A 21,276-nucleotide genomic window follows, 5' to 3' on the forward strand; every position below is an offset into this window, starting at 1 on the left:
CCATTATCCCCGGGTAAAAAAATCAGCCCGTCGCTTTCGACTCTCTGTTGGTGGAGCCTCACATGTTTTCCAGTAATTACAACAATGTGCTTGTGATGTTTTCGTTCGTTGTTGCAATGCTTGCCTCTTATACCGCACTCGATATGGCGGGCCGGGTTGCTACCACTGAGGGAAAGGCTTCCCGGCTTTGGTTAACAGGTGGCGCTATTGCAATGGGTATCGGCATCTGGTCGATGCATTTTATCGGCATGCTGGCCTTTAATGCTTCGATGCCAATGGGTTATGACCCTTTCATCACCCTGCTTTCCATGGTGATCGCCATCATTTCCTCCGCCTTCGCGCTGTGGCTGGTCTGTCTGCAGGAATTACCCACCAGACGATTACTTGCCGGTGCCTTGCTGATGGGCGGCGGTATTGCCGCCATGCATTACACCGGAATGGCGGCGATGCTGATGATGCCGCCAATTGTCTACGATTACCGTTGGGTCGCATTATCCGTTGCCGTGGCGATTATCGCCTCCGGCGCGGCGCTGTGGATGGCGTTCAATCTGCGTCATCAGTCGCCCAATGTCCGCCTGCTGCGCATCAGTGCGGCGGTAATCATGGGTGCCGCCATTGTCGGTATGCATTACATCGGCATGGCCGCAGCACAATTCCCGATGGACAGCCAAAGTATGGCGGCGTTCAGCGGCGTGGATAATAACTGGCTGGCGCTGCTGGTGATTGTGGTCACGCTGGCGATTCTGGCGATCACCCTGATTATTTCTATTCTCGATGGCCGGATGCAGGCGCGCACCTCCATTCTGGCGTCTTCGCTGGCACAGGCGAACCGCGAGCTGACACAACTGGCGCTGCATGACAATCTGACCCGCTTGCCCAATCGTCTGTTGCTGGAAGACCGCCTGAGTCAGGCGGTTCAGAAAGCATCGCGTGGCGAATCGCAGTTTGCGGTGCTGTTTTTCGATCTCGACGGATTCAAAGCCGTTAACGATGCCTTCGGCCATCACATCGGCGATCAGCTGTTAATTTCCGTCACCGAACGCCTGCAATCACAACTGCGGGCGACGGATACGCTGGCGCGTCTTGGCGGCGATGAGTTTGTGCTGCTGGTTGAAATCACCGATCCGACCGATGCCTCGCAACTGGCCGATAAACTGGTACATCTGATTGCGCGGCCGTTTTACGTTTCCCGCTATGAACTGCTGGTCTCTGCCAGCGTGGGGATCGCGGTGTATCCGGGCGATGGCGAGAATGAGCGCGAGCTGATGCTCAATGCCGACGCCGCGATGTATCACACCAAAAACTCCGGCCGTAACGGCCACAGTTTCTTCCAGCCATCGATGAACGCCAACGCGCAAAACCAGTTGCAGATGCTCAATGATTTGCGTCTGGCGATTGAACACCATGAGCTGCGCCTGCATTATCAGCCGAAATTTATTGCGCCTTACGGACCGGTATGCGGCTTCGAAGCACTGTTGCGCTGGGAGCGTGACGGTAACACCCTCAGCCCGGACGTGTTTCTGCCGCTGGCGGAAAAAACCGGTTTGATTATCCCGATTGGCGAATGGGTGCTCAATGAAGCCTGCCGCCAGTTGCGGGAATGGCATCTGGCCGGACATACGCAATGGACGGTGGCGGTGAATCTTTCTACGCTGCAATTTGAGCAGGCAAATCTGGTCGAAATGGTAATTGAAACCATTGAACGCCATCAGATCCCGCCTGAAATGCTGACACTGGAAGTGACAGAAACCACCGCGATGCGTAACCCGGACGCCAGCGTAGAAATTCTGGAGCGCCTGACACAGTACGGCGTAAAAGCCTCAATTGATGATTTCGGTACCGGCTATTCCAGCCTGCTCTATCTGAAACGTCTGCCGGCCAGCGAGCTGAAAATCGACGGTGCCTTTATTAATGACCTCATTGCCGGCAGTGAAGATGCCAGTATCGTGTCGGCGATCATTGCCCTCGGCCAGACGCTGAATCTGAAAGTGGTGGCCGAAGGCGTTGAAACGACCCAGCAGCAGGAATTTCTGACACAACTGGGCTGCGACACCTTGCAGGGTTACCTTCTGGGACGTCCGATGACGCCGCAACAGATTGCCCAACACCCCGATGCAGACTGGGAGTCGCAGAACCCCCTCACGCACAAAATCTGACGCGCCCTGCTCAGGCTGTCGCTGTGCGGAAAAACCGCACGGCGTTACGCAGCTCAACGCTTTGTTCCGTCAGTGATTGCGCCGCTGCCGCTGCCTGTTCTACCAGCGCGGCATTCTGCTGCGTCACTCTGTCCATCTGGTCAACGGCAATCCCCACTTCATGAATGCCGGTGTGCTGCTCAGTACTTGCCGTCGAGATTTCGCTGACAATTTCTGCCACCTTATTCACCGAGCTGACAATCTCATTCATGGCTTTACTGGCGCGGTCGGCCTGCAGTGACCCTTCGGCAATTTTGCTGACGGTGCCCTGGATCAGGTCTTTAATCTCTTTCGCTGCCTGCCCGCTTTTTTGCGCCAGCACCCGCACTTCACTCGCCACCACCGCAAATCCTTTGCCCTGCGTACCGGCACGTGCCGCTTCCACGGCGGCGTTCAGCGCCAGCAGGTTGGTCTGGAAGGCAATGCCTTCAATCACGCTGATAATATTGATAATTTCATTCGAACTGCCGGAAACATCACGCATATGCGCCTGCATCCCCGTGACAATCGCGCCGCCCTGAGACGCCGTTTTCGAGGTTTCCAGCGCAAGCTGACTGGCCTGCCGGGCGTTCTCGGCGTTCTGGCTGACGGTGGTGGTCAGGTTTTGCATATTGGAACTGGTCTGCACCAGCGAGGCTGCCTGTTCTTCGGTGCGCTGAGATAAATCCACGTTGCCCTGTTCAATTTCACTGGCGGCATGATTGATGGATTCACTGCCTTCCATAATCTGATGAATGGTTTTATTCAGTTGCTGGTTCATGCCGTTCAGGGAAGCCAGCAAACTGCCGTCATCACCCGGTTTCAGCGTGATTTTTGCCGCCAGATTACCGGCAGCAATTTCACGCATAATAGAGGCGGCATAAGCCGGTTCACCGCCCAGTTGTTTCACCAGATTGCGCGCCAGCAGCAGCGCCATCGCCAGCGAAAGAATAAAGGCCACACACACCAGCACTAAAAACATCGCACTGGCCGTGTGATAACGGCTACGGGCATCCGCTGCCGCTTTCTCACTGTTGGTCAGCTCGTTTTTGACCAGCATCGCCAGATCCGCCATCAGCTGTGTGCGATATTTTCGTGAGTTATCGCCACTGATTTTCGTGGCCTGCGCAATATCGTTGCGCTCAACCGCCGCAATAACCTCATCATTCGCCAGCGAAAACTGCTCAAAATTAGCGACGATCTGCTTAAACAAGGCGGACTGACTGCCGCCACTGTTCAGCTTCAGGTACGCATTTTCGGCGTCTTTAAAGGTAGCAACCGCCTGAAGGATTTCACCCCGGTGGCCGTCGCGCGGCGCACCCTGTGGCGAGGCGATGTATTGCACCTGTTGCAGCCGTAATTCCGCCAGCGTGCCGCGCATCACCAGCGGATACTGCACACCGGGAAGCCGGAAGGCGCGGTAATTTTCAATCTGCTGATTACTGCTGTTGAGCAGCCAGGCCGACATCGCCGCCAGAATTAACAGCAGGCTCAGAACGAGTGCGAATGCACCCAGCAAACGGGCAAGTATGGAAAGGTTGATGATCTTTTTCATCTGGGCACATCGGAAAGTCAGAGACAGGAAACACTCATAACGGCAGGAATGAAGGAAACTTTAGGGAAAATGAAACTATATTTCATTTTGTTAAACACTGACTTTCGAAATGTAATTCCAGGGTTACCGGACGAATTTTTCATGTTACCGCAAAGCGATAAAAACATGATCTGCCAAGCATTTACCGGTTTTGCCCTCTCAGGGCGAGAGAGCAATCACCGCGACTCACTTTGGCTCACTGAGGTTCAAAAGCAGGCCATAACGGGACGACTGCCGATAGCAGATTCGCCGTGCCGGCCGCCACTGACATATGGCGATAGTTGTCGATGCCGTCCGCTGTCCTGGCAAATTTCACCACAGTTTCCAGCCCGGCCTCCTGACACAGCACCGCGCCGCCTGCAATGTCCCACAGCGTCGTGCGGCGTTGCAGATGCCCGCCGATAATGCCTTTTGCCGCAAACACCATACCGACGGTCGTACAGCGATAGCAATGCACTGACCAGTCTGCCGCACGGATGCCCTGATAAAATGCCGAGGCGTCGTCCAGTTTGTCGTCCGCACTGTCACCCAGCGACACAATCTGCACATCCTCAAAACGATCATCACGCCGAAACGGTTTGCCATTGAGGAAGATTCCCTTCCCTGATTCTGCCGCAAACAGGTCATTTAAGACCGGCAGCGCCACAATGCCCATCACCGGCTGTTTATTTTCCACCAGCCCGAGCGACACGCCCCACAGCGGCGAACCGCGCAGGAAATTCGACGTACCGTCGATAGGATCAATCACCCAGCAAGGGGCCTGCGTCAGCACGCCGCCCATCTCTTCGCCGATCACCGCGTCCTGCGGGAAATGCTCTGCCAGCCGGGTGCAGATAAACTGCTCTACCGCCACATCAGCCTCAGAAACGAAATCCTGAGTACGCTTACTGCTGACTTCGATGGCGTCCCGGCGGTTAAAAAAGCCCAGCGCCAGTTCAGCCGCCTGCGCCGCAATCTCACTGGCGATCGCCAGACGTGCTGACATTGTCGTGTTCGTCATCATAAATCCTGATTTTTCAGTCTGAAGGAATAAAGTCATCTCATAGCATGCACCGGAAACGATGAATAAAAAATGACAACCTGTCGCTTGCCAAAAGATCGTAAAACACTCTATATCTGTGTAATTCACTTTCTGAATTCTGCCGGAGATTGTCATGCCCGATGCCGCTCATTGGTTCCCCTTTCTGCTGATTTGCCTCGGGCTGGTATTAACGCCCGGCCCGAACATGATTTACCTGATTTCGCGCTCACTGTGTCAGGGACCGAAAGCCGGGCTGATTTCCCTCGGGGGCGTAGTGCTGGGTTTCCTGTTTTACATGCTGTTTGCTGCGCTCGGCATTACCGCGCTGGTGATGGCGGTGCCCTTCGCTTATGACGCCCTGCGCATCGGCGGCGCAGCGTATCTGCTGTATATGGCGTGGCAGGCGGTGAAACCCGGTGGCCGCTCGCCGTTTCAGGTCAGGGACTTACCGCGCGACAGCAACAAAAAACTGTTCACCATGGGGCTGGTCACGAATCTGCTAAACCCGAAAGCGGCGGTGTTATATCTGACGCTGCTGCCGCAATTTATCGTGCCGGAACAGGGGCATGTGCTGACGCAGTCGCTGATGTTGGGCAGCTCGCAAATTTTGCTCAGTGCGACGGTTAACGCGCTCATTGCCCTCTCGGCCGGTTACATTGCGGTTTTTCTGGCCGGACGGCCGTTGTGGATGGTTATCCAGCGCTGGTTTATGGGCGCGGTGTTGGGAGGACTGGCAGTGCGTATGTTGCTGGATGGGCGTAAATAACCGGCCCTTTGTCACCGGACATATTCAGTTCCGCATTCTCGCTATATAATCCTCTGCATAACGAAACCAGAGGATTTTTCCGTGCACGTATTTTCATCCCGCTTTTTGACTCCGGCAACCCTGCTCGGCCTGGCCCTGAGCCTGGCTTCCCCTTCCGCGTTGGCTACACGTCAGATAACCGATCAGCTTGGCCGTCAGGTCACTCTTCCCGATCAGGTGGATCGCGTCGTCGTTTTGCAACACCAGACCCTTAACCTGCTGGTTCAGCTGGATGCCACACAAGATATTGTCGGCGTGCTGAACAACTGGCAGCAACAACTGGGCAGCGGTTATGTACGCCTCGCGCCGGAGCTGGCAAAAACGCCGGTGGTCGGTGACCTGACCAGCGTCAATCTGGAAAGCGTGGTGGCACTGCATCCGCAGGTAGTGTTCGTCACCAACTACGCGCCGCAGGAAATGATCGACCAGATCAGCCAGACCGGCATCGCCGTGGTGGCGGTGTCGCTGCGTGATGATCCGAAAGGCGAAGAACATAAGATGAATCCGGTGCTGCCGGATGAGGACAAGGCGTACTCCGAAGGGCTGAAGAAAGGCATCGCGCTGATCGGTGAGGTGGTGAATCACCAGAAACAGGCACAGGCGTTGATCGACTATACTTTTTCTCAGCGCCAGTTGACTGGCGAGCGGCTGAAAGATATTCCGGCCGGTCAGCGGATCCGCACGTACATGGCAAATCCCGATCTGACCACCTACGGTTCCGGCAAATATACCGGCCTGATGATGGCGCATGCCGGTGCCATGAACGTCGCGGCGGCCACGGTGAAAGGGTTTAAGCAGGTCGCGCTGGAACAGGTGATCGCCTGGAACCCGCAGGTGATCTTCGTGCAGGACCGGTATCCGGAAGTGGTCGGGCAGATCACGCAGGATCCGAAATGGCAGGGTATCGATGCGGTGAAAAATCACCGCGTTTATCTGATGCCGGAATATGCCAAAGCCTGGGGCTATCCGATGCCTGAAGCGATGGCCATAGGCGAACTGTGGATGGCGAAAAAACTCTATCCGCAAAAATTCGCCGACATCGATATGCAAAAACAGGCTGATGACTATTATCAGCGCTTCTACCGGACGGATTTTAAACCCGCGGCAGACGCGGCGCGCGCGGGGAAATAGCCTCGTCTCCGGCGCTTTACGTTGAGGCAATGCGACAAGGAGACCTGATGACAAATACGATTAAAGTGCTGGCGGCAGGGAGTTTGCGCCGCGCATGGGCGCCGCTGTGTGATGCCTTTACGGAAGAAACGGGCAATAAAATTGACGTGGAATTCGGCCCTGCCGGGTTGTTGCGCGAGCGTATCGAACACGGTGAAAAGGTTGACCTGTTTGCCTCGGCCAATACCGCGCATCCGCTGACGTTGCAGCAGCACGGTAAAGCGCTGGAAGTGGAAGCATTTTGCGGCAACAGCCTGTGCGTCACCGCCCGCAAAGGGCCGGAACTGGACAAACTTAACTGGCTGAGCGTGTTGCTGGATCCCCGTTTTCGTCTGGCGACGTCTACACCGCAAAGCGATCCTTCCGGTGATTACACCTGGCAAATGTTCGAACTGATCGAAAGGCGGCATCCCGATGCCGGGGCGATTTTACGCAACAAAGCGCTGCGCCTGGTAGGCGGTGAAAAATCGGCAAAAATCCCGGCAGGCAAACTCGCGGCAGAATGGCTGATTTGCAGCGGTCAGGCCGATGTTTTTATCGGCTACACCAGTTATGCCACGCTGTTACGGGAAAACGACGCGCTGGAAGTCTTCAACATTCCGGCGGATTACAACGTGCGGGCCAGATACGCGCTCGCGACCTGCACGGAGAAAGGGAAACCGCTGGCAGACTTTATTCTTTCAGAAACCGGCCAGCATATCTTGCAGAACGCCGGTTTTTGCGGAAGACATGCCGTGATGCCGGAATAGAGAAAAAACAAAGATGCCTTAGTGATCGAGGTCTCTTTCCTTCATTGCCCGCTGACGGTCGTAATACTCATCTTCAGCGGCAGTGATTTCATCGAGCAGCGAATCCACATCGGCTTTATGCGTATCTTCGGTGAACAGCCCGGTCAGAATAGTTTCCGGCGTCAGTTTGCCGTCTTCGTACAATGCCCAGATTTCTTTGCCGAAGCGCGTTTCCAGCAACTGCGGTGCGAACCGGCCATAGTACTCCGTCATGTTATTCACATCGCGTTCGAACATCGATTCGGCGTGATTATTGGCAGCGGCATCGACGGCCTGCGGCAGGTCGATAATCACCGGCCCTTCGGCATCCATCAGCACGTTAAACTCCGATAAGTCACCGTGAACGATACCGGCGCACAGCATGCGCACGATGTTGCGGATCATGGTTTCAAAATCGGCTATCGCTTCTTCTTCCGTCAGGATGACGTCACTGAGGCGCGGCGCGACCACGCCGTCAGCGTCGGTGATAAGCTCCATCAGCAGCACACCGTCCAGACAAATGTAAGGCTGCGGCACGCGCACACCGGCATTCGCCAGACGGAACAGCGCATCCACTTCGGCTGTCTGCCAGGATTCTTCCTGCTGTTTACGCCCGAACTTTGACCCCTTTTGCATCGCACGCGCGTTGCGGGTGTTACGGACTTTACGGCCTTCCTGATACTGCACGGCCTGTTTGAAGCTACGTTGTGTCGCTTCTTTATACACTTTGGCGCAACGGATCTCTTCACCGCATAACACGGTGTAAACGTCGGCCTCTTTGCCACTTTTCAGTCGACGGACCACATCATCAATCAGGCCGTCATCCACCAGAGGTTGGATTCTATTTGGGATTTTCATGCAGCCTTGTACCTTATTTCAGCGCATGAGGGAATGACCTGCGCAATATTCCCTGCATTACACACCAGACACGCCGTTCGCGTCATCCTTTCTGATCCTTATCGCTCACTGTTCTCAGGGGTACAGTTTAACGTAGTGGCGATGGAGTGGATACTTTATGCACATACGTTATCACTTTTTACCGGTGATTTTCACCGGTAACGTCCCCCTCTGGGGTTGATGGCTGCCTGATGAAATTTTGACTTAAATAATTAGTTTATGCCCGCTAATTATTTCTTCCTGTAAATAAAGTCTGTCCGATAATAAATTTTTATGTCTTCGGAACTTTCGCCTGAGTTTAAGCTTTTCGTGCTGTTGACTCTTCGTTTATTCAAGGCAAAAAACGGTATACGTTCCGTTTAGAATAGAGGTGATACTGTGCCGGTAATTTCCCGTTGCAGGTCTTCTGATATGAATACTATTTTAATTACCGGTGCCACTGGTTTTGTTGGCGGAGCTGTCGTTGAGTATTTTCTTCGCCAGCAACTCACCCCCAATAATGCATTATTACTCTTAGTCAGGGCTGACGATAATGCGACGGGACTCGCCAGGATTATCGATAATTTGAGGAAGTTTGAATTAAATGATGTTCATCTTTCTCTGCTCAATGAACAGTCAATATTGACCGGCGATCTGGCCGAACCGGAAAGTTTTATTCATGACGCGCGTTTAGATAATGTCACGCACGTGATTAACTGCGCCGCCATCGCCTCGTTTGGTAATAATCCGGCCATGTGGCGTGTGAATGTCGAAGGTTCACTGGCCTTCGCCAAACGCATGGCACAGGTAAAAGGTTTGCAGCGATTTGTGCATGTCGGCACGGCAATGGCATCGATGCCGGATAAAAACAGCGTCTTCTACGAGGGCATGCCGGACAACGAACAGAACGAAGATCTGGTGCAATACACGGCTTCCAAGCGGGCAATTGAGAATCTCGTCCGCGCCGAATGCCCGTCGCTGCCGTTCGTGGTTGCACGGCCGTCGATCATCGTCGGCCACACGCAGCATGGCTGTCAGCCTTCAAGCAGCATCTTCTGGGTGTTCATGATGGCGATTAAACTGAAGAAATTCACCTGCACGCTCGACGATCAGGTCGATGTCATTCCGGTGGACTATTGCGCGATGGTGCTGGTAAAACTGTGTCTCGCCAAAGACCTCAGCCATAATTTTTATCATATTTCTTCCGGCGAAGAGATGTGTACGCCATTTCATGAAATAGATACCTCGGTGGCAAAAGCCAATAATGCGCCGCGGATTATCAATGAATATGAGCAGATCAGTTATCAGGAATTTACCGGCATCCGCAAACAATTTAAAGATGTGCTCGGCCCGTGTAATGATAAAATCATTTTACGCGCCATTAAACTTTACGGCGGTTTTGCTCAGTTAAACGTAAAATTTGATAATTCCCGCTTGCTCGACATGGGTATTCCCAAACCTGCCGCCTTCAACAGCTATATTGATAAATGTGTTTCCTCAACCCGCGGACAATCTATCAGTGAACTGATGCAGGTGGATTTTAAATAAATCCTGTGTCTGTTTGAAATAATAGAAGATGTTTAGATAAAATGACGCAGCCTGGGACATTGCTGCGTCATATTTTTACTACCGGAATTTAAACCAATCCGTTACGACCATACAGGCGAAAGCCTTCGCGCTGATTGAGCCGGTCATAATACGCCGTCACAGCCGGTAACGCCGGGCGCGACATCGGTGTCATCGACCAGCGGTTCACCGACAACCCGATGGGAATATCCGCCAGCGTAAAATTATCGCCCAGAATGTAATCGCCGCTGTGCTGAAGCTGCTCTTCCAGCATCTGCATATGGCGGTTCCACTCGCTGACACCGGCGTCAATCAGTGCCGGATCCTGATGCTGCGCGCTGTTGCGCGCCAGTGCCGGAAAGGCATAGCGCCAGGAATTATTCAGCTCACCGGATTGCCAGTCCATCCATTGTTCGGTCAGCGCACGACGTTTCGGGTCAGATGACAGTAAATCTTCGCGCCCTTCGCGCGCCGCCAGATACCGGCAAATCACGTTGGATTCCCACAGCACAAACTCGCCGTCGAGCACCACCGGCACCATTGCATTCGGGTTCAGCGCTCTAAATTCCGCAGTCTGGACAGACTGAAAACCCGAACCATACTGCGCCTGTTCGAAATCCAGCCCCAGCTCATGACAGGTCCACAATACTTTACGCACATTAATCGACGGTGATTTACCCAGAATCTTTAGCATGATTTCTCCTGTTAACGTGGTACACGAATAGCCGGTCACGATGGACAAACGAAGGCCTGATGCTCCGGCGCAATAATGCAGCATAGCTGACGACCGACGTGTATAGCGGGAAATAAAAATCAGACGATCATGCCGCCGCGCAGCGCCGTCGGCGTTATGCCACGCACAGATTTGAACCGGTTACTGAAATGACTGGCAGAGCTGAAACCGCATTCCAGCGCGATGGATGTCATATCCATACGGCTGGTTTTCAGCAAGTTTTCCGCGCGGATCAGCCGGGCATTCATCACGTACTGATGTGGCGCCATCCCCATGCTTTGTTTAAACATGCGGGCAAAATGGAACTCGCTGAGTTCTGCCAGCGCGGAAAGTTCAGGCAGTAATAAAGGCTCCGCAAGATGCGTGTGAATGTAATCTTTTACGCGGTTGAGCATATGCGGTGCCAGACCGCCGCGCACCGTGGGCAGCGCCCATTGCAGACGGGTGTAATGTTTCACCAGATGCGCCATCAGCAGGTTGGCGGCGCTGCTCAGCATCAGCTGATTACTGTTTTCCTGCCACTGACTGCTCAGCAAAAAGTGGCGATATAACAGCGTAATTTGCGGATCTTCTTCGAATGTGCGTTCTTCCAGCTCAATCGCCGCCGGGCTGCGATCCCAGGTCTGTTCCACCAGATGCCGTAAATGTTCGTCGGAGCAATACAGATGCACAAACGATAAATCGTCGCGCACATCCCAGCTCGACATACTGCCTTTGGGCATCAGACAAAAACGATCCGGCCCGCCGCCGTTACGCCAGCCACTGCGGGTTTTGTGATAACACTCGTAGCCGTCGGCCACGTACAGGCTCAGCGTATGGTGATCGGCGCTTTCCTGATTCACGATGTCATTTTTATTCGACCACGCCGCCAGCTGAATGCCGGAACCCAGTTCCACACTGTCATGCAGAACCGCTTTGTGCTGACGCAGCGTTTCGAAAGCCTGATAAACCTTAGTCATGACATGCCCGTGTGGAAGAAAGATGACGCTCATTTTACGGTTTTCCCCCGCCCCGGTGCCAGATCTTGCTGTGCGGAGGACTGTAAAAATGCGCAAGAATATGCAACTGAGCGCAAGCCGTTGCAAGCCCGCAGCCTGCCGTTACCGCAGAATTCCCGCATTGATTATTTTTAGCGAGAGAATTCGATGAACGCACTGCTTTATATTTCGGTGATCCTGATCTGGGGCACCACCTGGTTTGCGATTTACCTGCAACAGGGCGACGTACCGGTGACGGTGTCGGTTTTCTACCGTTTCCTGCTGGCTGCGGTGATCATGCTGGTGGCATTGCTGGCGACACGCCGGTTGCGCCGTCTGGCGCTGAAAGATCACTTATTCTGCATGGTTCAGGGTTGCTGCGTTTTTTGCTTCAATTTTTACTGTTTCTATCACGCCGCAGCCTATATCACCAGCGGGCTGGAATCGGTGATTTTCTCGATGGCCGTGCTGTTTAACGCCTTCAACGGCATGCTGTTTTTCCGCCAGAAACTGGCTCCGGCGGTGATCCCGGCGTCGGTTCTCGGGCTGGCGGGCATTATCACGTTGTTCTGGCATGATCTGAGTGCGGCTCATATTGCGCCGGAGCTGCTGAAAGGGATCGGCCTCAGCCTGCTCGGCACCTATGGTTTCTCGCTGGGGAATATGATCAGTTCACGCCATCAGCGTCACGGCCTGGATGTGCTTTCCACTAACACATACGCAATGTTTTACGGCACAGCCGTCATGGGCGCGCTGAGTCTGGTGCAGGACGCTTCCTTTGCCATCGACCTGACGCCGCAATATCTCGGTTCGCTGGTCTATCTTTCCGTGTTTGGTTCGGTGCTGGCCTTCGGCATTTACTTCACACTGGTGGGCCGTATCGGTGCCAGTCAGGCGGCCTACAGCACGCTGCTGTTCCCGCTGGTCGCGCTGACGGTTTCGACGTTTTATGAAGGTTATCAGTGGCACGCCAATGCGGTTATCGGTCTGGCGCTGATCCTGCTGGGGAATCTGGTGATGTTCTGCCGCCCGGACTGGCGGGGGATGTTCTGTCGCAAAAACGCTGCGGCGTAAGGCAGGTTACCGGTACGTACAAAAAATCGCTCGACAACTCTGCTCCTCGTGTTGCATACCTTAACGACCGCATCCTCAGAGATGTGCGCCCTACAGAAAATAATGAGGAGAATAAAATGCCTTTTGTACGTATTGATATGGTTGAAGGGAAACCTGAAACCTACCGCAAAACTGTCGGCGATACGGTCTATGACGCGCTGCGCTCAGCCCTTAATGCGCCGGAAAACGACAAGTTTATTGTCATCTCCGAACACTCTCCGGCAGAAATGATGATTTCCCCTGATTATCTCAATATCCAGCGCAGCCCGAACTGCATTGTGATTCAGGTAACGCTCAACACCGGCCGTACACTGGAAATGAAAAAGGCGTTCTATCACGCCGTAGCTTACGGGCTGCATGAAAAAGTCGGATTACGTCTGGAAGATGTGTTCATCAGCCTGGTGGAAGTGCCGAAAGAAAACTGGTCCTTCGGCAACGGCGAAGCGCAATACGCGTGAGACGAGGTCTGAAGGTAAACTTCAGGCCAACAAGTTCTCACCGCCAATCAGCGGAATGATCCGGGCAAGCACGTCGTTAAAGACGCCACTTTCCGCAACAGCAATAAACTTTGCCTGACGGTGCCGCCAGTCCAATGTGTGGATCAATGTTGTGGCGACCACGCCAGGTACACTCAGATTGTTTACCGGCACTTCGGTCGGTGCGCAGCGAATACGGGTGCTGACCGGCATACAAATCACCAATCCGGTAACCTGATTGTAGGTTTCATGGGACAGGATCAGCGCAGGGCCATATTTGCCTGTTTCCTTTCCTTTGGTTGGCTCAAAATCCAGCCAGCAAATATCCCCACGCTTTGGTAAATACATTAATAATCAAGCTCCCTGTCAGTCGGTTCTGCCAATTCATCAGCATGAGCATTATACGCGCTCAGCCCCGATAACAAGCTGGCCTCAGTGACCTTCTGCTTTTCGGCTTTACGAATTTGCAGCCCGTCTTCAGAAATCTCAATATCAACGACATCACCTTCCTCGAATTGTGGAATTGACTTCAAACTTCCTGACAACCGTAACGCGATGCTGTTACCCCATTTCTGTAATGTAGCCTGAGTACGCATGTTCATTTTTCCACCGTTGTATCTACAAAGAGTATACAACCAAAAACCCGTAACCGTATTCCTGAGACGGGCCTTTGCGAGTTGCATTCAGAATATTTATCTTCCTGGCTTAAACAGGCGTGTTAAATAATCCCACCATTCGCCTTCAGCGTCTGGCCGTTCACCCAGGCACCGTCGGGTCCGGCGAGGAACGCGACCACAGAGGCGATATCTTCCGGCTGCCCGAGGCGCTCGAGCGGTGAGGTTTTGGCGATGGTTGCCACCAGCTGATCAGATTTACCGTTGAGGAATAAATCCGTTGCCGTCGGGCCAGGCGCCACAGTATTGACGGTTATCTGGCGGCCGCGCATTTCTTTGGTCAGCACACGGCTCAGCGCCTCGACAGCGGCTTTGGTCGCGGCATACACGCCATAAGTCGGCTGATATAAACCGACAACCGTCGATGAGAAATTGATGATGCGCCCGCCGTCGTGCAGATGTTTCGCCGCTTCACGCAGCGTGTTAAAAGTGCCTTTCAGATTGATGTCGATAAGGCGATCGAACGCCGCATCGTCGGTGTCGGCAATAGCCGAAAGCGTCATAATTCCCGCGTTATTCACCAGTATATCCACGCCGCCAAACGCCTGTTCCGCGCTGGCAAACATCCGGCCGACCGCCGCCGCGTCGCTGACATCCGCCTGCGCGCTGATGGCCCTCCCGCCTGCCTGTTCAATTTTGCTGACCACCGCGTCGGCTTCTGCCGCACCGCGTGAGTAGTTCACAATCACGGTAAAACCGTCGCGCGCCAGACGCTCTGCGATGGCGGCGCCAATACCGCGTGATGCGCCGGTGACCAGCGCGACTTTCTGTTTTGATGAAGTCATGATGCGTTCCCTTTTTTCAGTAATTCGGATCTGTTGTCGGTGAGGAAAGCGTAGCCGATTGACGCTGCCGGATAATTACCTGATATTCGTTATTACTATCCGGAAAAGGCGAACAATCATCATGGATAAACTCGACAGCATGCAGTTATTCACCCGCGTGGTGGAACTGCGCAGTTTTACCCAGGCCGCACAGGCGCTGAACCTGAAACGCTCGACGGTGACCGATGCCATTAAGCAACTGGAGACGCGGCTCAACATCCGGCTTCTGCAACGCACCACCCGTCACGTCAGCCCGACACTGGACGGCGAAGCCTATTATCAGCGCTGTCTGCGTATCCTGGCGGATGTGGAAGATGCCGAAATGGCCTTTGCCGGTGCGCAGCCGAAAGGGTTATTGCGGGTGGATGTACACGGGTCGATGGCGCGACATTTTCTGCTGCCCGGCCTGCCGGATTTTCTGGCGCAGTATCCCGACATTGAGTTTTACATGAGCGAAGGCGACCGGCTGGTGGATCTGGTGCGGGAAGGCATCGATTGTGTGATCCGCGCCGGAGAGCTGAAAGACAGCGATATGGTGGCACGGCCGCTCGGTACGTTGCCGGAAATTACCTGCGCCAGCCCGGACTATCTGCAACGTTTTGGCATACCGGAAACACCGGACGATCTGGCCGGTCACCGGATGATTGGTTTTCGTTCCAGTGCGACCGGCGGGCTGCTGCCGCTGGTTTTTCAGCAGCAAGGCAAAACACGCGAAATCCTGCTGCCAACCAGTTTGTCGGTCAACGGCGCGGAAAGCATGAAAGAAGCCGCACGGCGCGGGATGGGAATTATTCAGGTGCCGCATTACGGCCTGCTGGAGGATCTGGCACAGGGAAGCCTGGTGCAAATTCTGGCGGATTTCCCGGCCGGTTCGCTGCCGGTTTCCCTGCTTTACCCGCGTAACCGCCAGCTTTCGCCCCGTGTGCGGGTGTTTATCGACTGGATGGTGAAAGAGTTTGCGCGGCGTGATCCGCATCTGACATGATAGTTTTTCTGCTCAGAAGGCATGACGTCACAACGTTAACGATTGGGAGAAGCCGATGATCACACCTGCTGTATTGCTGCATATCGGCAGCGAAGAAACGCAAGTTATCGTCCGTAATGATGATAGCGAAGATAAAAGTTTGCTCCTGACACTGGGCTCTCAACTCACCTCCGTCGGCTATTTCCGCCATTCACCGCCGACGCCGGATGAAATGGAAACCGCCATTATGGTGGTCGAAGATGAAGTGACGCGCATCCGGCACGACATTCCTCCGGGCGCTAAATTATTCAGCACGGACAACGATATCCGTGTGCTGGCCCGCATTGCCGGTGAAGCGGAAAACGAAGTGATGACGTTGTCGCTGGATGCAGTGGAACGCACGTTTGACCGGCTGGCGCTGGTGATTAATGGCCGTCCTGCGCATTTCGAAGGCATTCCTGACGGCAATGATTTCGCCGCCACGCTGCTGATTTTGCGCGAGTTTATGCATCATCTGCAATTTGATGAAATTGTGGTGAAAGGGACGAAGTTTGAGATATCCAGGTAAGCATTAAAGAGAAAAGAACAGCCCCGGACGGGGCCGTTTTGCTTCATTTACACCACTTCAGCTATGCGAATGAAGAACCGTTTATTAGCTGCGCAGGATCCGATTCCATCAGTACCATCCCGCTGAGATCCGGCAGGGTCTGATGATTCAGATAATCCCGGAACGACATGCGCGGGGCGTCATTTTCCCAGGCCGATTGCAGCTTACCGAGCAGGTCAGTGGTTTTCGACGTGATTTCCGGCGTGGTGATGTCGGATTCCAGCGCGCCTTTGACGTATTTCTGAATATGTGCTGAGTTGCTGGCGGACTGAGCCACTGTGGCACTCATCAGCGCACCTTTGTGATATTGCACGGACGTCGTGCTTTCTGCCGTGTCATCAATCTGATAGTAAAGGTAATTCTGCGAGTTGCGGTCGCTGGTCAGATTCAGTTTCAGCCCCGGTGTCAGCGACTCATGGTAGCTGGCAACCAGATGTGACTGCTGCTTTTGTGTGATGTTGCGATCCTGCGTACTGGTGCCGGTGATCGTGCTGGTTTGAGAAACCTGATAAGAGAACGTATCGGTTTCGTCCGGGCGCAACGGATTAGTGGAATCAACCGGTGTCTGCGAGACTGACGCTGTGAAATCCGCCAGCCCGGTCATCATGTTTTTATCGGTTTTGGTCAGCGAGAAATAGACCGGCTCAGAGCCCCGGCTTTTATAGGTCGTCGCTGTCTCGCCATAATGACTGTTCAGCGCCGTAAAGGCATCTTTGAACATGTTCATCAGCGATTCATCAGCATTACCACGATTGCCTGCACTGTTGATTTGTTTCAGATAACTGTTCAGCGCCTGCTTCTGCTGGCTTTCTGTGCCGAGTAATGCGCGTTTACTCATATCGACGCTGATATCCACCGTACCGGCAATACCCGTCGACTTCACCGAGCGTGTACTGGCATCGGCGTGGAAATCCAGCGTCTGAGGATGGGTCGTGCCCAGCGTGGCGTGTAAGTCCACCGACGACAGCACCGAGGTATCAAACTTCGTCAGCCCGCTCAGATTCAGCTTTGGCGGTTGCGCCGTCAGGCCATCAATCGCTTTCTGAAAACCTTCCGCCAGCCCGGCCAGCGCTTTACGATCCGTATCGCTGAGAGTGCCTTTGCTGACATTCACCTGCACGCCGAGTCCGTCATCATCACTGCCCAGCGTGATATCCACCCGCGCACCGCTGGCGGTTTTAATGCTCAGGCTTATCTGGTTATCGGCTTTGGTATGAAGTTGAGTTTGGGCGGCGACGTTGCCCGCCGAACGGGTCGACTGAGCGGAAGTCTGCTTCATCACCGATTGCGAATAGCTGCTGCTGTCGCTAGTGAAACGCTCAAGCAGCGCCGCACCGAGTCCGGTAAAACGCGCCGCATTCCCGGAATGGCTGAAGTTCGATGCAAGCTTTGAAGACATCAGATCGCTGGAAGAACGTTCCCAGACCAGTGCCGGTCTGGTGATGTTGTAGACCGGCGAAGCGGTGTCCGCCTGGCCGATCATTACCGTGGTGGATTGCGCCGTCGAAGCCTGCTGCTGGCTGGCTGCAGTAGTGACTGCCGTCAGTGATTTTGTTGACGTAACCAGCGTATTGAGCGCCTGATTACCTGTCGCAGAGATAACTGTCATCCCGATAAATCCCTATGTTTTTGCGCCATAGCGCCAGTGGATACCCTGATCCTTCTGATGCTATTTTCGGCAAAAAAACAGGAAACTTTAAGGACATGTAAAAAGTTATTTCCTGCACGTCGCGGCGTTATTCCAGCGGGCCGCCCAGAATGGTTTCGCACATGCCGGAAAGAATGCGTTCACCGGTTTCACTTTTCAGATCCTCGTACCATTGTTCGGTGACAGCCATTTCTTTGCCATGGGTGACATCGCAGCGTTTACGTGCTTTCAGTACCAGATCCTTCACGCGATATGCGCGTTTTTCCTGATAACGCAGCAGTGCATCTTCAATGCCTAACGAATTGGTCTGCAACATATTGGCCAGCACGACCGCATCCTCCATCGCCGCGCAACCGCCCTGCCCGATATCCGGCGTAGTGCTGTGGCCGGAATCGCCAAGCAGCGCAATCCGGCCTTTAACCAGTTGCATAAAGGGTTCGATATCATGGATTTCGACGCGGTTGGTGGTCTCGGGATTAATCTGACTGATCAGTTTCTGCACCGGTTCCGCCCAGCCCGCAAAGTAGCCCTGCAAATCCTCGCGTACCGTGGTGCGATCCTGCGGCAAGCCTTTCGGCAAAGGTACGTCAAAGAAGAAGTAGAAACGGTTGCCGCTCACCGGCATCAGTGAAACGCGCTTGCCTTCGCCGACAAATGTCGTCCATTGATCGGCGGGCGCGATACTCTCATCGATTTCCACCAGACCGTTCCAGTTGACGTAACCGGCATAGCGGCGCTCCGTCGCATAACCCAGAACATGCTGGCGGATAATGGAATGGGTGCCGTCGGCCGCGATCAACAAGTCACCGGTCGCGGAGGTGCCGTCTTCAAACCAGGCTGTGACGCTGTCGGCGGATTCTTCGACGTGCGTCACGCGCTTGCCGAATTGCACCCGATCGCGGCCATAGGTATCGAGCAGCATCGACTGAAGTTCAGCGCGCGCCACCGGATAGGGCTGTTCGCCGACGCTCTGGATCAGCGGATCCATACTAAAACGCGTCATGGTCTTACCCTGCTGGTAGTCTTTGTAGGCCATGAAGCGCATATTGCCGCCGAGTTTGCGTAGCGCCTCTTTCATACCGAGATAATTCAGGCATTTGACGCCGTTCGGCCAGATGGAAATCGCCGCGCCTACCGGTTTGATCTCTTTCACCGCCTCGTATACAGCCGTGTCGATGCCAAAACGCTTCAGCGCAATTGCCGCACATGCACCGCCAATACCGCCACCAATCACGATCGCTTTCATATTTTTCTCCCCTGAGTCTCTTAAGGGAAAAGCAATTTCTGTACCAGAAAAGCGATTTGCCGCCAAAGCCTTGTATACAATCTTAAGGGAAATTGCACCGTGCCTTTTGTAGCACCGGTTGCGCTAAAGCGAGGCGTAATCGCGGTGCGGTGGGTCATCTTGGTGCGTTGTCCCTGTCACTGCCGGTCCTCAGTGAACGGAATAGTGCTCAATCGTTAACATAAAGTACTGGCTGTAGTATTCCGAAAAAACATGCGTCAGAAATCTTTCCATTTCATCACTCATGCCATTCTTATAAGCAAAAATAATTTCGCCATAATTGGGGTCAAAAAATTTGATTTGACTGGCGTCAGCCCTGATGCCCAAAGAATGCCCACCGGACGCTTTCTTAATGGATATATGGAAGCCGTTACCCTGAGTGATATTCTTTAATATTGCCTGAGACATTTTTATTGGCGTATTTTCTGTCAGCCGGATCTCTTCCCGAATGAAATTAACGCGATGCGGTTTAAGGATGCCATGAAAAACGTTTTTCATTTCTTTCATATTCCCGCTGGCGCTCAGGTGTTCCTGAAAATTCATAATCCCACGCACCACTGCCTTACCCCGCTCACTGCTGATATACGCACTGAACTGGGGCCAGTTTTGACCTGATATCAGGTAAGCACCAATCAATCCCTGACACACACCGCTTTCAAAACCATATTCCACCACCCGTCCTGCACGGTCATAACTATTCCCGGTCCATGCTCCCTTACGTTTTAGTGAATCACAACTATCCCATTTGTTTTTCTTAATATATTCACCCTGCCGGAATTTATTGTATATCCCATTAGAACCCTGTATTAGTCTGACTGAATCCATTCGCATAAAATTACTTCACTCAATTATCAACAAAATATTTGCAAACTATAAAGAAAGGAGATTTTTAATGCTGGAAATTATTAATTCAGAAAAAGGAAAGATATCTTGTCTGGTGAAGTGATCCTGACACCCATCTGGTGCAGGAGGGCGAAGGTTGATACTCTGCCGGGTATTGATATTTCGAATACCTAAACCATAAGTATTTATAAAATGAATCGCTATCCGATGTTCAGCCCGCAGCAGTTACTCAGTTTTGTCGCCGTCTGCGAAACCGGCAGTTTTACCCGCGCTGCTGACCGCGTATACCTGTCGCAATCGACGGTCAGCCAGCAAATCCGCCGGCTGGAAGACGCGCTGGGCAAACCGTTGCTGGAGCGCACATCTCATCAGGTGCAACTGACGGAAGAAGGCGAACGGTTGCTCGGTTATGCACGGCGGATTATCGCGCTGAACGGTGAAGCGCACGACGCGCTGAGCGACCAGTGGCCGGACGGCGTGGTGCGTCTCGGCGTGCCGGAGGATTTTGCCGCAGCGACCACTTCCCTTCTGGCGCAGTTCAGCCGCGCCCATCCGCATATCCGCCTCGATGTCACCAGCGGCCTGAGCCATGAACTACGCCGCGCCTGGCAGCAGGAGATGCTGGACATCATTCTGGTGAAACAACTGACCGGTGAGAAGGCAAACGCCGCGCGCCCAGAGCCGATGTTGTGGCTCGACAGCGCCGCGTTTCCGGCATTTGAACGGGATCCGATCCCGCTGGTGCTGTTTCCGCTCAACGGGCTATACCGCGAGGAACTCTGTCAGGCACTGGATGCTCTCGGGCGCAGTTGGCGTATCAGTTACAGCAGCGCCAGCCTCGCCGCGCTGGTTGCGGCCAGTGCAGCCGGATTAGGCGTCACTTTATTGCCCGCCAGTTGCCGCCAGCCGGAGCACCGGATTTTAGGAGCAGAAAGCGGATTGCCGCCGGTGGATAACGTCGAACTGGCGCTGTTTTACCGCCCCGACGCGACGCCTGCACAAATCGCACTGGCCGGAAAACTAAAGGATTTTTGCCAGCTCAGCTAGCTATTGTGTTTTCCACTGACAGGCAGTGGGAAACATCACAGCCGGAACCGGCGTCATCTTTTAAGGTGAAGGGAAAGCCAGCATCCTCCCGCATCATGATTAAGGAATTCGA

At 53.8% G+C, this 21,276-nt stretch carries 21 protein-coding genes; 10 read left to right on the forward strand and 11 right to left on the reverse strand.

The window, feature by feature from the left end; all coding sequences use genetic code 11:
• Nucleotides 1–62: 62 nt before the first annotated feature.
• Nucleotides 63–2,156: a putative bifunctional diguanylate cyclase/phosphodiesterase gene (locus RAHAQ2_RS19940; protein WP_015698950.1), complete on the forward strand. Its 2,094-nt coding sequence runs from the start codon at nt 63–65 to the stop codon at nt 2,154–2,156.
• A gap of 10 nt (nt 2,157–2,166) precedes the next feature.
• Here the strand turns inward: RAHAQ2_RS19940 and RAHAQ2_RS19945 are convergent, their stop codons facing one another.
• Together RAHAQ2_RS19945 and RAHAQ2_RS19950 are read right to left on the reverse strand one after the other, a co-directional pair.
• Complete coding sequence (locus RAHAQ2_RS19945; protein WP_015698951.1) at nt 2,167–3,729, reverse strand: methyl-accepting chemotaxis protein; 1,563 nt, start codon at nt 3,727–3,729, stop codon at nt 2,167–2,169.
• 235 nt (nt 3,730–3,964) lie between these two features.
• A complete protein-coding gene (locus RAHAQ2_RS19950) occupies nt 3,965–4,768 on the reverse strand; it encodes an inositol monophosphatase family protein (protein ID WP_015698952.1) in 804 nt (267 codons plus the stop codon).
• 154 nt (nt 4,769–4,922) lie between these two features.
• On the opposite strand from RAHAQ2_RS19950, the gene RAHAQ2_RS19955 reads away from it, so the two are divergent.
• The 3 genes from RAHAQ2_RS19955 to modA all read left to right on the forward strand — a co-directional run bounded on the left by RAHAQ2_RS19955 (nt 4,923) and on the right by modA (nt 7,513).
• Nucleotides 4,923–5,555 carry a LysE family translocator gene (locus RAHAQ2_RS19955; protein ID WP_015698953.1) on the forward strand — a complete coding sequence of 211 codons (633 nt, stop codon included), beginning with the start codon at nt 4,923–4,925 and terminating at the stop codon, nt 5,553–5,555.
• Between the two features lie 81 nt (nt 5,556–5,636).
• Nucleotides 5,637–6,725, forward strand: coding sequence for an ABC transporter substrate-binding protein (locus RAHAQ2_RS19960; RefSeq protein WP_015698954.1), 1,089 nt, complete (start codon nt 5,637–5,639; stop codon nt 6,723–6,725).
• A gap of 47 nt (nt 6,726–6,772) precedes the next feature.
• Nucleotides 6,773–7,513 carry a molybdate ABC transporter substrate-binding protein gene (gene modA, locus RAHAQ2_RS19965; protein ID WP_015698955.1) on the forward strand — a complete coding sequence of 247 codons (741 nt, stop codon included), beginning with the start codon at nt 6,773–6,775 and terminating at the stop codon, nt 7,511–7,513.
• An 18-nt stretch (nt 7,514–7,531) separates the two neighbouring features.
• Here modA and RAHAQ2_RS19970 read toward each other — a convergent pair whose 3' ends face one another.
• The gene (locus tag RAHAQ2_RS19970) at nt 7,532–8,389 is read right to left on the reverse strand and encodes a PA4780 family RIO1-like protein kinase (protein WP_015698956.1); all 858 of its coding nucleotides are present in this window, start codon (nt 8,387–8,389) and stop codon (nt 7,532–7,534) included.
• 450 nt (nt 8,390–8,839) lie between these two features.
• On the opposite strand from RAHAQ2_RS19970, the gene RAHAQ2_RS19975 reads away from it, so the two are divergent.
• Entirely contained in the window at nt 8,840–9,955 is a 1,116-nt protein-coding gene (locus RAHAQ2_RS19975; protein ID WP_015698957.1) for an SDR family oxidoreductase, read from the forward strand.
• 88 nt (nt 9,956–10,043) lie between these two features.
• Here RAHAQ2_RS19975 and RAHAQ2_RS19980 read toward each other — a convergent pair whose 3' ends face one another.
• Nucleotides 10,044–10,667 carry a glutathione S-transferase family protein gene (locus RAHAQ2_RS19980; RefSeq protein ID WP_015698958.1) on the reverse strand — a complete coding sequence of 208 codons (624 nt, stop codon included), beginning with the start codon at nt 10,665–10,667 and terminating at the stop codon, nt 10,044–10,046.
• Nucleotides 10,668–10,786: 119 nt separating this feature from the next.
• Nucleotides 10,787–11,665 carry an AraC family transcriptional regulator gene (locus RAHAQ2_RS19985; RefSeq protein WP_037040453.1) on the reverse strand — a complete coding sequence of 293 codons (879 nt, stop codon included), beginning with the start codon at nt 11,663–11,665 and terminating at the stop codon, nt 10,787–10,789.
• Nucleotides 11,666–11,851: 186 nt separating this feature from the next.
• On the opposite strand from RAHAQ2_RS19985, the gene RAHAQ2_RS19990 reads away from it, so the two are divergent.
• Nucleotides 11,852–12,757: a DMT family transporter gene (locus RAHAQ2_RS19990; protein ID WP_015698960.1), complete on the forward strand. Its 906-nt coding sequence runs from the start codon at nt 11,852–11,854 to the stop codon at nt 12,755–12,757.
• Between the two features lie 116 nt (nt 12,758–12,873).
• Nucleotides 12,874–13,254 carry a tautomerase family protein gene (locus tag RAHAQ2_RS19995; protein ID WP_015698961.1) on the forward strand — a complete coding sequence of 127 codons (381 nt, stop codon included), beginning with the start codon at nt 12,874–12,876 and terminating at the stop codon, nt 13,252–13,254.
• A gap of 21 nt (nt 13,255–13,275) precedes the next feature.
• Here RAHAQ2_RS19995 and RAHAQ2_RS20000 read toward each other — a convergent pair whose 3' ends face one another.
• The 3 genes from RAHAQ2_RS20000 to RAHAQ2_RS20010 form a co-directional block, all read right to left on the reverse strand.
• Complete coding sequence (locus tag RAHAQ2_RS20000; RefSeq protein WP_015698962.1) at nt 13,276–13,620, reverse strand: type II toxin-antitoxin system PemK/MazF family toxin; 345 nt, start codon at nt 13,618–13,620, stop codon at nt 13,276–13,278.
• Nucleotides 13,620–13,874, reverse strand: a complete 255-nt coding sequence (locus tag RAHAQ2_RS20005) for an AbrB/MazE/SpoVT family DNA-binding domain-containing protein (RefSeq protein ID WP_231572370.1) — start codon at nt 13,872–13,874, stop codon at nt 13,620–13,622. The genes RAHAQ2_RS20000 and RAHAQ2_RS20005 overlap by 1 nt, the downstream gene beginning before the upstream one ends.
• Nucleotides 13,875–13,990: 116 nt before the next feature.
• Nucleotides 13,991–14,731: an SDR family oxidoreductase gene (locus RAHAQ2_RS20010; RefSeq protein WP_015698964.1), complete on the reverse strand. Its 741-nt coding sequence runs from the start codon at nt 14,729–14,731 to the stop codon at nt 13,991–13,993.
• A gap of 121 nt (nt 14,732–14,852) precedes the next feature.
• Here RAHAQ2_RS20010 and RAHAQ2_RS20015 point away from each other — a divergent pair, with 121 nt between their 5' ends.
• The gene (locus RAHAQ2_RS20015; RefSeq protein ID WP_015698965.1) at nt 14,853–15,755 is read left to right on the forward strand and encodes a LysR family transcriptional regulator; all 903 of its coding nucleotides are present in this window, start codon (nt 14,853–14,855) and stop codon (nt 15,753–15,755) included.
• Between the two features lie 55 nt (nt 15,756–15,810).
• Entirely contained in the window at nt 15,811–16,302 is a 492-nt protein-coding gene (locus RAHAQ2_RS20020; protein WP_015698966.1) for a hypothetical protein, read from the forward strand.
• A gap of 61 nt (nt 16,303–16,363) precedes the next feature.
• Here RAHAQ2_RS20020 and RAHAQ2_RS20025 read toward each other — a convergent pair whose 3' ends face one another.
• From RAHAQ2_RS20025 to RAHAQ2_RS20035, 3 genes are all read right to left on the reverse strand, one after another.
• Nucleotides 16,364–17,950, reverse strand: a complete 1,587-nt coding sequence (locus RAHAQ2_RS20025; protein WP_015698967.1) for a hypothetical protein — start codon at nt 17,948–17,950, stop codon at nt 16,364–16,366.
• Nucleotides 17,951–18,077: 127 nt separating this feature from the next.
• Nucleotides 18,078–19,235 (reverse strand): FAD-dependent urate hydroxylase HpxO, encoded by a 1,158-nt coding sequence (hpxO, locus tag RAHAQ2_RS20030; protein ID WP_015698968.1) that lies wholly within the window; start codon nt 19,233–19,235, stop codon nt 18,078–18,080.
• 189 nt (nt 19,236–19,424) lie between these two features.
• Nucleotides 19,425–20,105, reverse strand: a complete 681-nt coding sequence (locus RAHAQ2_RS20035) for a YopT-type cysteine protease domain-containing protein (protein WP_015698969.1) — start codon at nt 20,103–20,105, stop codon at nt 19,425–19,427.
• A 204-nt stretch (nt 20,106–20,309) separates the two neighbouring features.
• Between RAHAQ2_RS20035 and RAHAQ2_RS20040 the strand changes: the two genes are divergently transcribed.
• Nucleotides 20,310–21,164, forward strand: a complete 855-nt coding sequence (locus RAHAQ2_RS20040; protein WP_015698970.1) for a LysR family transcriptional regulator — start codon at nt 20,310–20,312, stop codon at nt 21,162–21,164.
• Nucleotides 21,165–21,276 lie beyond the last annotated feature (112 nt).

The sequence above is a fragment of the Rahnella aquatilis CIP 78.65 = ATCC 33071 genome (genome assembly GCF_000241955.1).
In the GTDB taxonomy this organism is placed as follows: domain Bacteria; phylum Pseudomonadota; class Gammaproteobacteria; order Enterobacterales; family Enterobacteriaceae; genus Rahnella; species Rahnella aquatilis.

Coding starts and splice junctions, on each gene's coding strand:
- RAHAQ2_RS19940 (WP_015698950.1), top strand. CDS start 63: ATGTTTTCCAGTAATTACAACAATGTGCTTGTGATGTTTTCGTTCGTT.
- RAHAQ2_RS19945 (WP_015698951.1), bottom strand. CDS start 3,729: ATGAAAAAGATCATCAACCTTTCCATACTTGCCCGTTTGCTGGGTGCA.
- RAHAQ2_RS19950 (WP_015698952.1), bottom strand. CDS start 4,768: ATGACGAACACGACAATGTCAGCACGTCTGGCGATCGCCAGTGAGATT.
- RAHAQ2_RS19955 (WP_015698953.1), top strand. CDS start 4,923: ATGCCCGATGCCGCTCATTGGTTCCCCTTTCTGCTGATTTGCCTCGGG.
- modA (WP_015698955.1), top strand. CDS start 6,773: ATGACAAATACGATTAAAGTGCTGGCGGCAGGGAGTTTGCGCCGCGCA.
- RAHAQ2_RS19970 (WP_015698956.1), bottom strand. CDS start 8,389: ATGAAAATCCCAAATAGAATCCAACCTCTGGTGGATGACGGCCTGATT.
- RAHAQ2_RS19975 (WP_015698957.1), top strand. CDS start 8,840: ATGAATACTATTTTAATTACCGGTGCCACTGGTTTTGTTGGCGGAGCT.
- RAHAQ2_RS19980 (WP_015698958.1), bottom strand. CDS start 10,667: ATGCTAAAGATTCTGGGTAAATCACCGTCGATTAATGTGCGTAAAGTA.
- RAHAQ2_RS19985 (WP_037040453.1), bottom strand. CDS start 11,665: ATGACTAAGGTTTATCAGGCTTTCGAAACGCTGCGTCAGCACAAAGCG.
- RAHAQ2_RS19990 (WP_015698960.1), top strand. CDS start 11,852: ATGAACGCACTGCTTTATATTTCGGTGATCCTGATCTGGGGCACCACC.
- RAHAQ2_RS19995 (WP_015698961.1), top strand. CDS start 12,874: ATGCCTTTTGTACGTATTGATATGGTTGAAGGGAAACCTGAAACCTAC.
- RAHAQ2_RS20000 (WP_015698962.1), bottom strand. CDS start 13,620: ATGTATTTACCAAAGCGTGGGGATATTTGCTGGCTGGATTTTGAGCCA.
- RAHAQ2_RS20005 (WP_231572370.1), bottom strand. CDS start 13,874: ATGAACATGCGTACTCAGGCTACATTACAGAAATGGGGTAACAGCATC.
- RAHAQ2_RS20010 (WP_015698964.1), bottom strand. CDS start 14,731: ATGACTTCATCAAAACAGAAAGTCGCGCTGGTCACCGGCGCATCACGC.
- RAHAQ2_RS20015 (WP_015698965.1), top strand. CDS start 14,853: ATGGATAAACTCGACAGCATGCAGTTATTCACCCGCGTGGTGGAACTG.
- RAHAQ2_RS20020 (WP_015698966.1), top strand. CDS start 15,811: ATGATCACACCTGCTGTATTGCTGCATATCGGCAGCGAAGAAACGCAA.
- RAHAQ2_RS20025 (WP_015698967.1), bottom strand. CDS start 17,950: ATGACAGTTATCTCTGCGACAGGTAATCAGGCGCTCAATACGCTGGTT.
- hpxO (WP_015698968.1), bottom strand. CDS start 19,235: ATGAAAGCGATCGTGATTGGTGGCGGTATTGGCGGTGCATGTGCGGCA.
- RAHAQ2_RS20035 (WP_015698969.1), bottom strand. CDS start 20,105: ATGCGAATGGATTCAGTCAGACTAATACAGGGTTCTAATGGGATATAC.
- RAHAQ2_RS20040 (WP_015698970.1), top strand. CDS start 20,310: ATGAATCGCTATCCGATGTTCAGCCCGCAGCAGTTACTCAGTTTTGTC.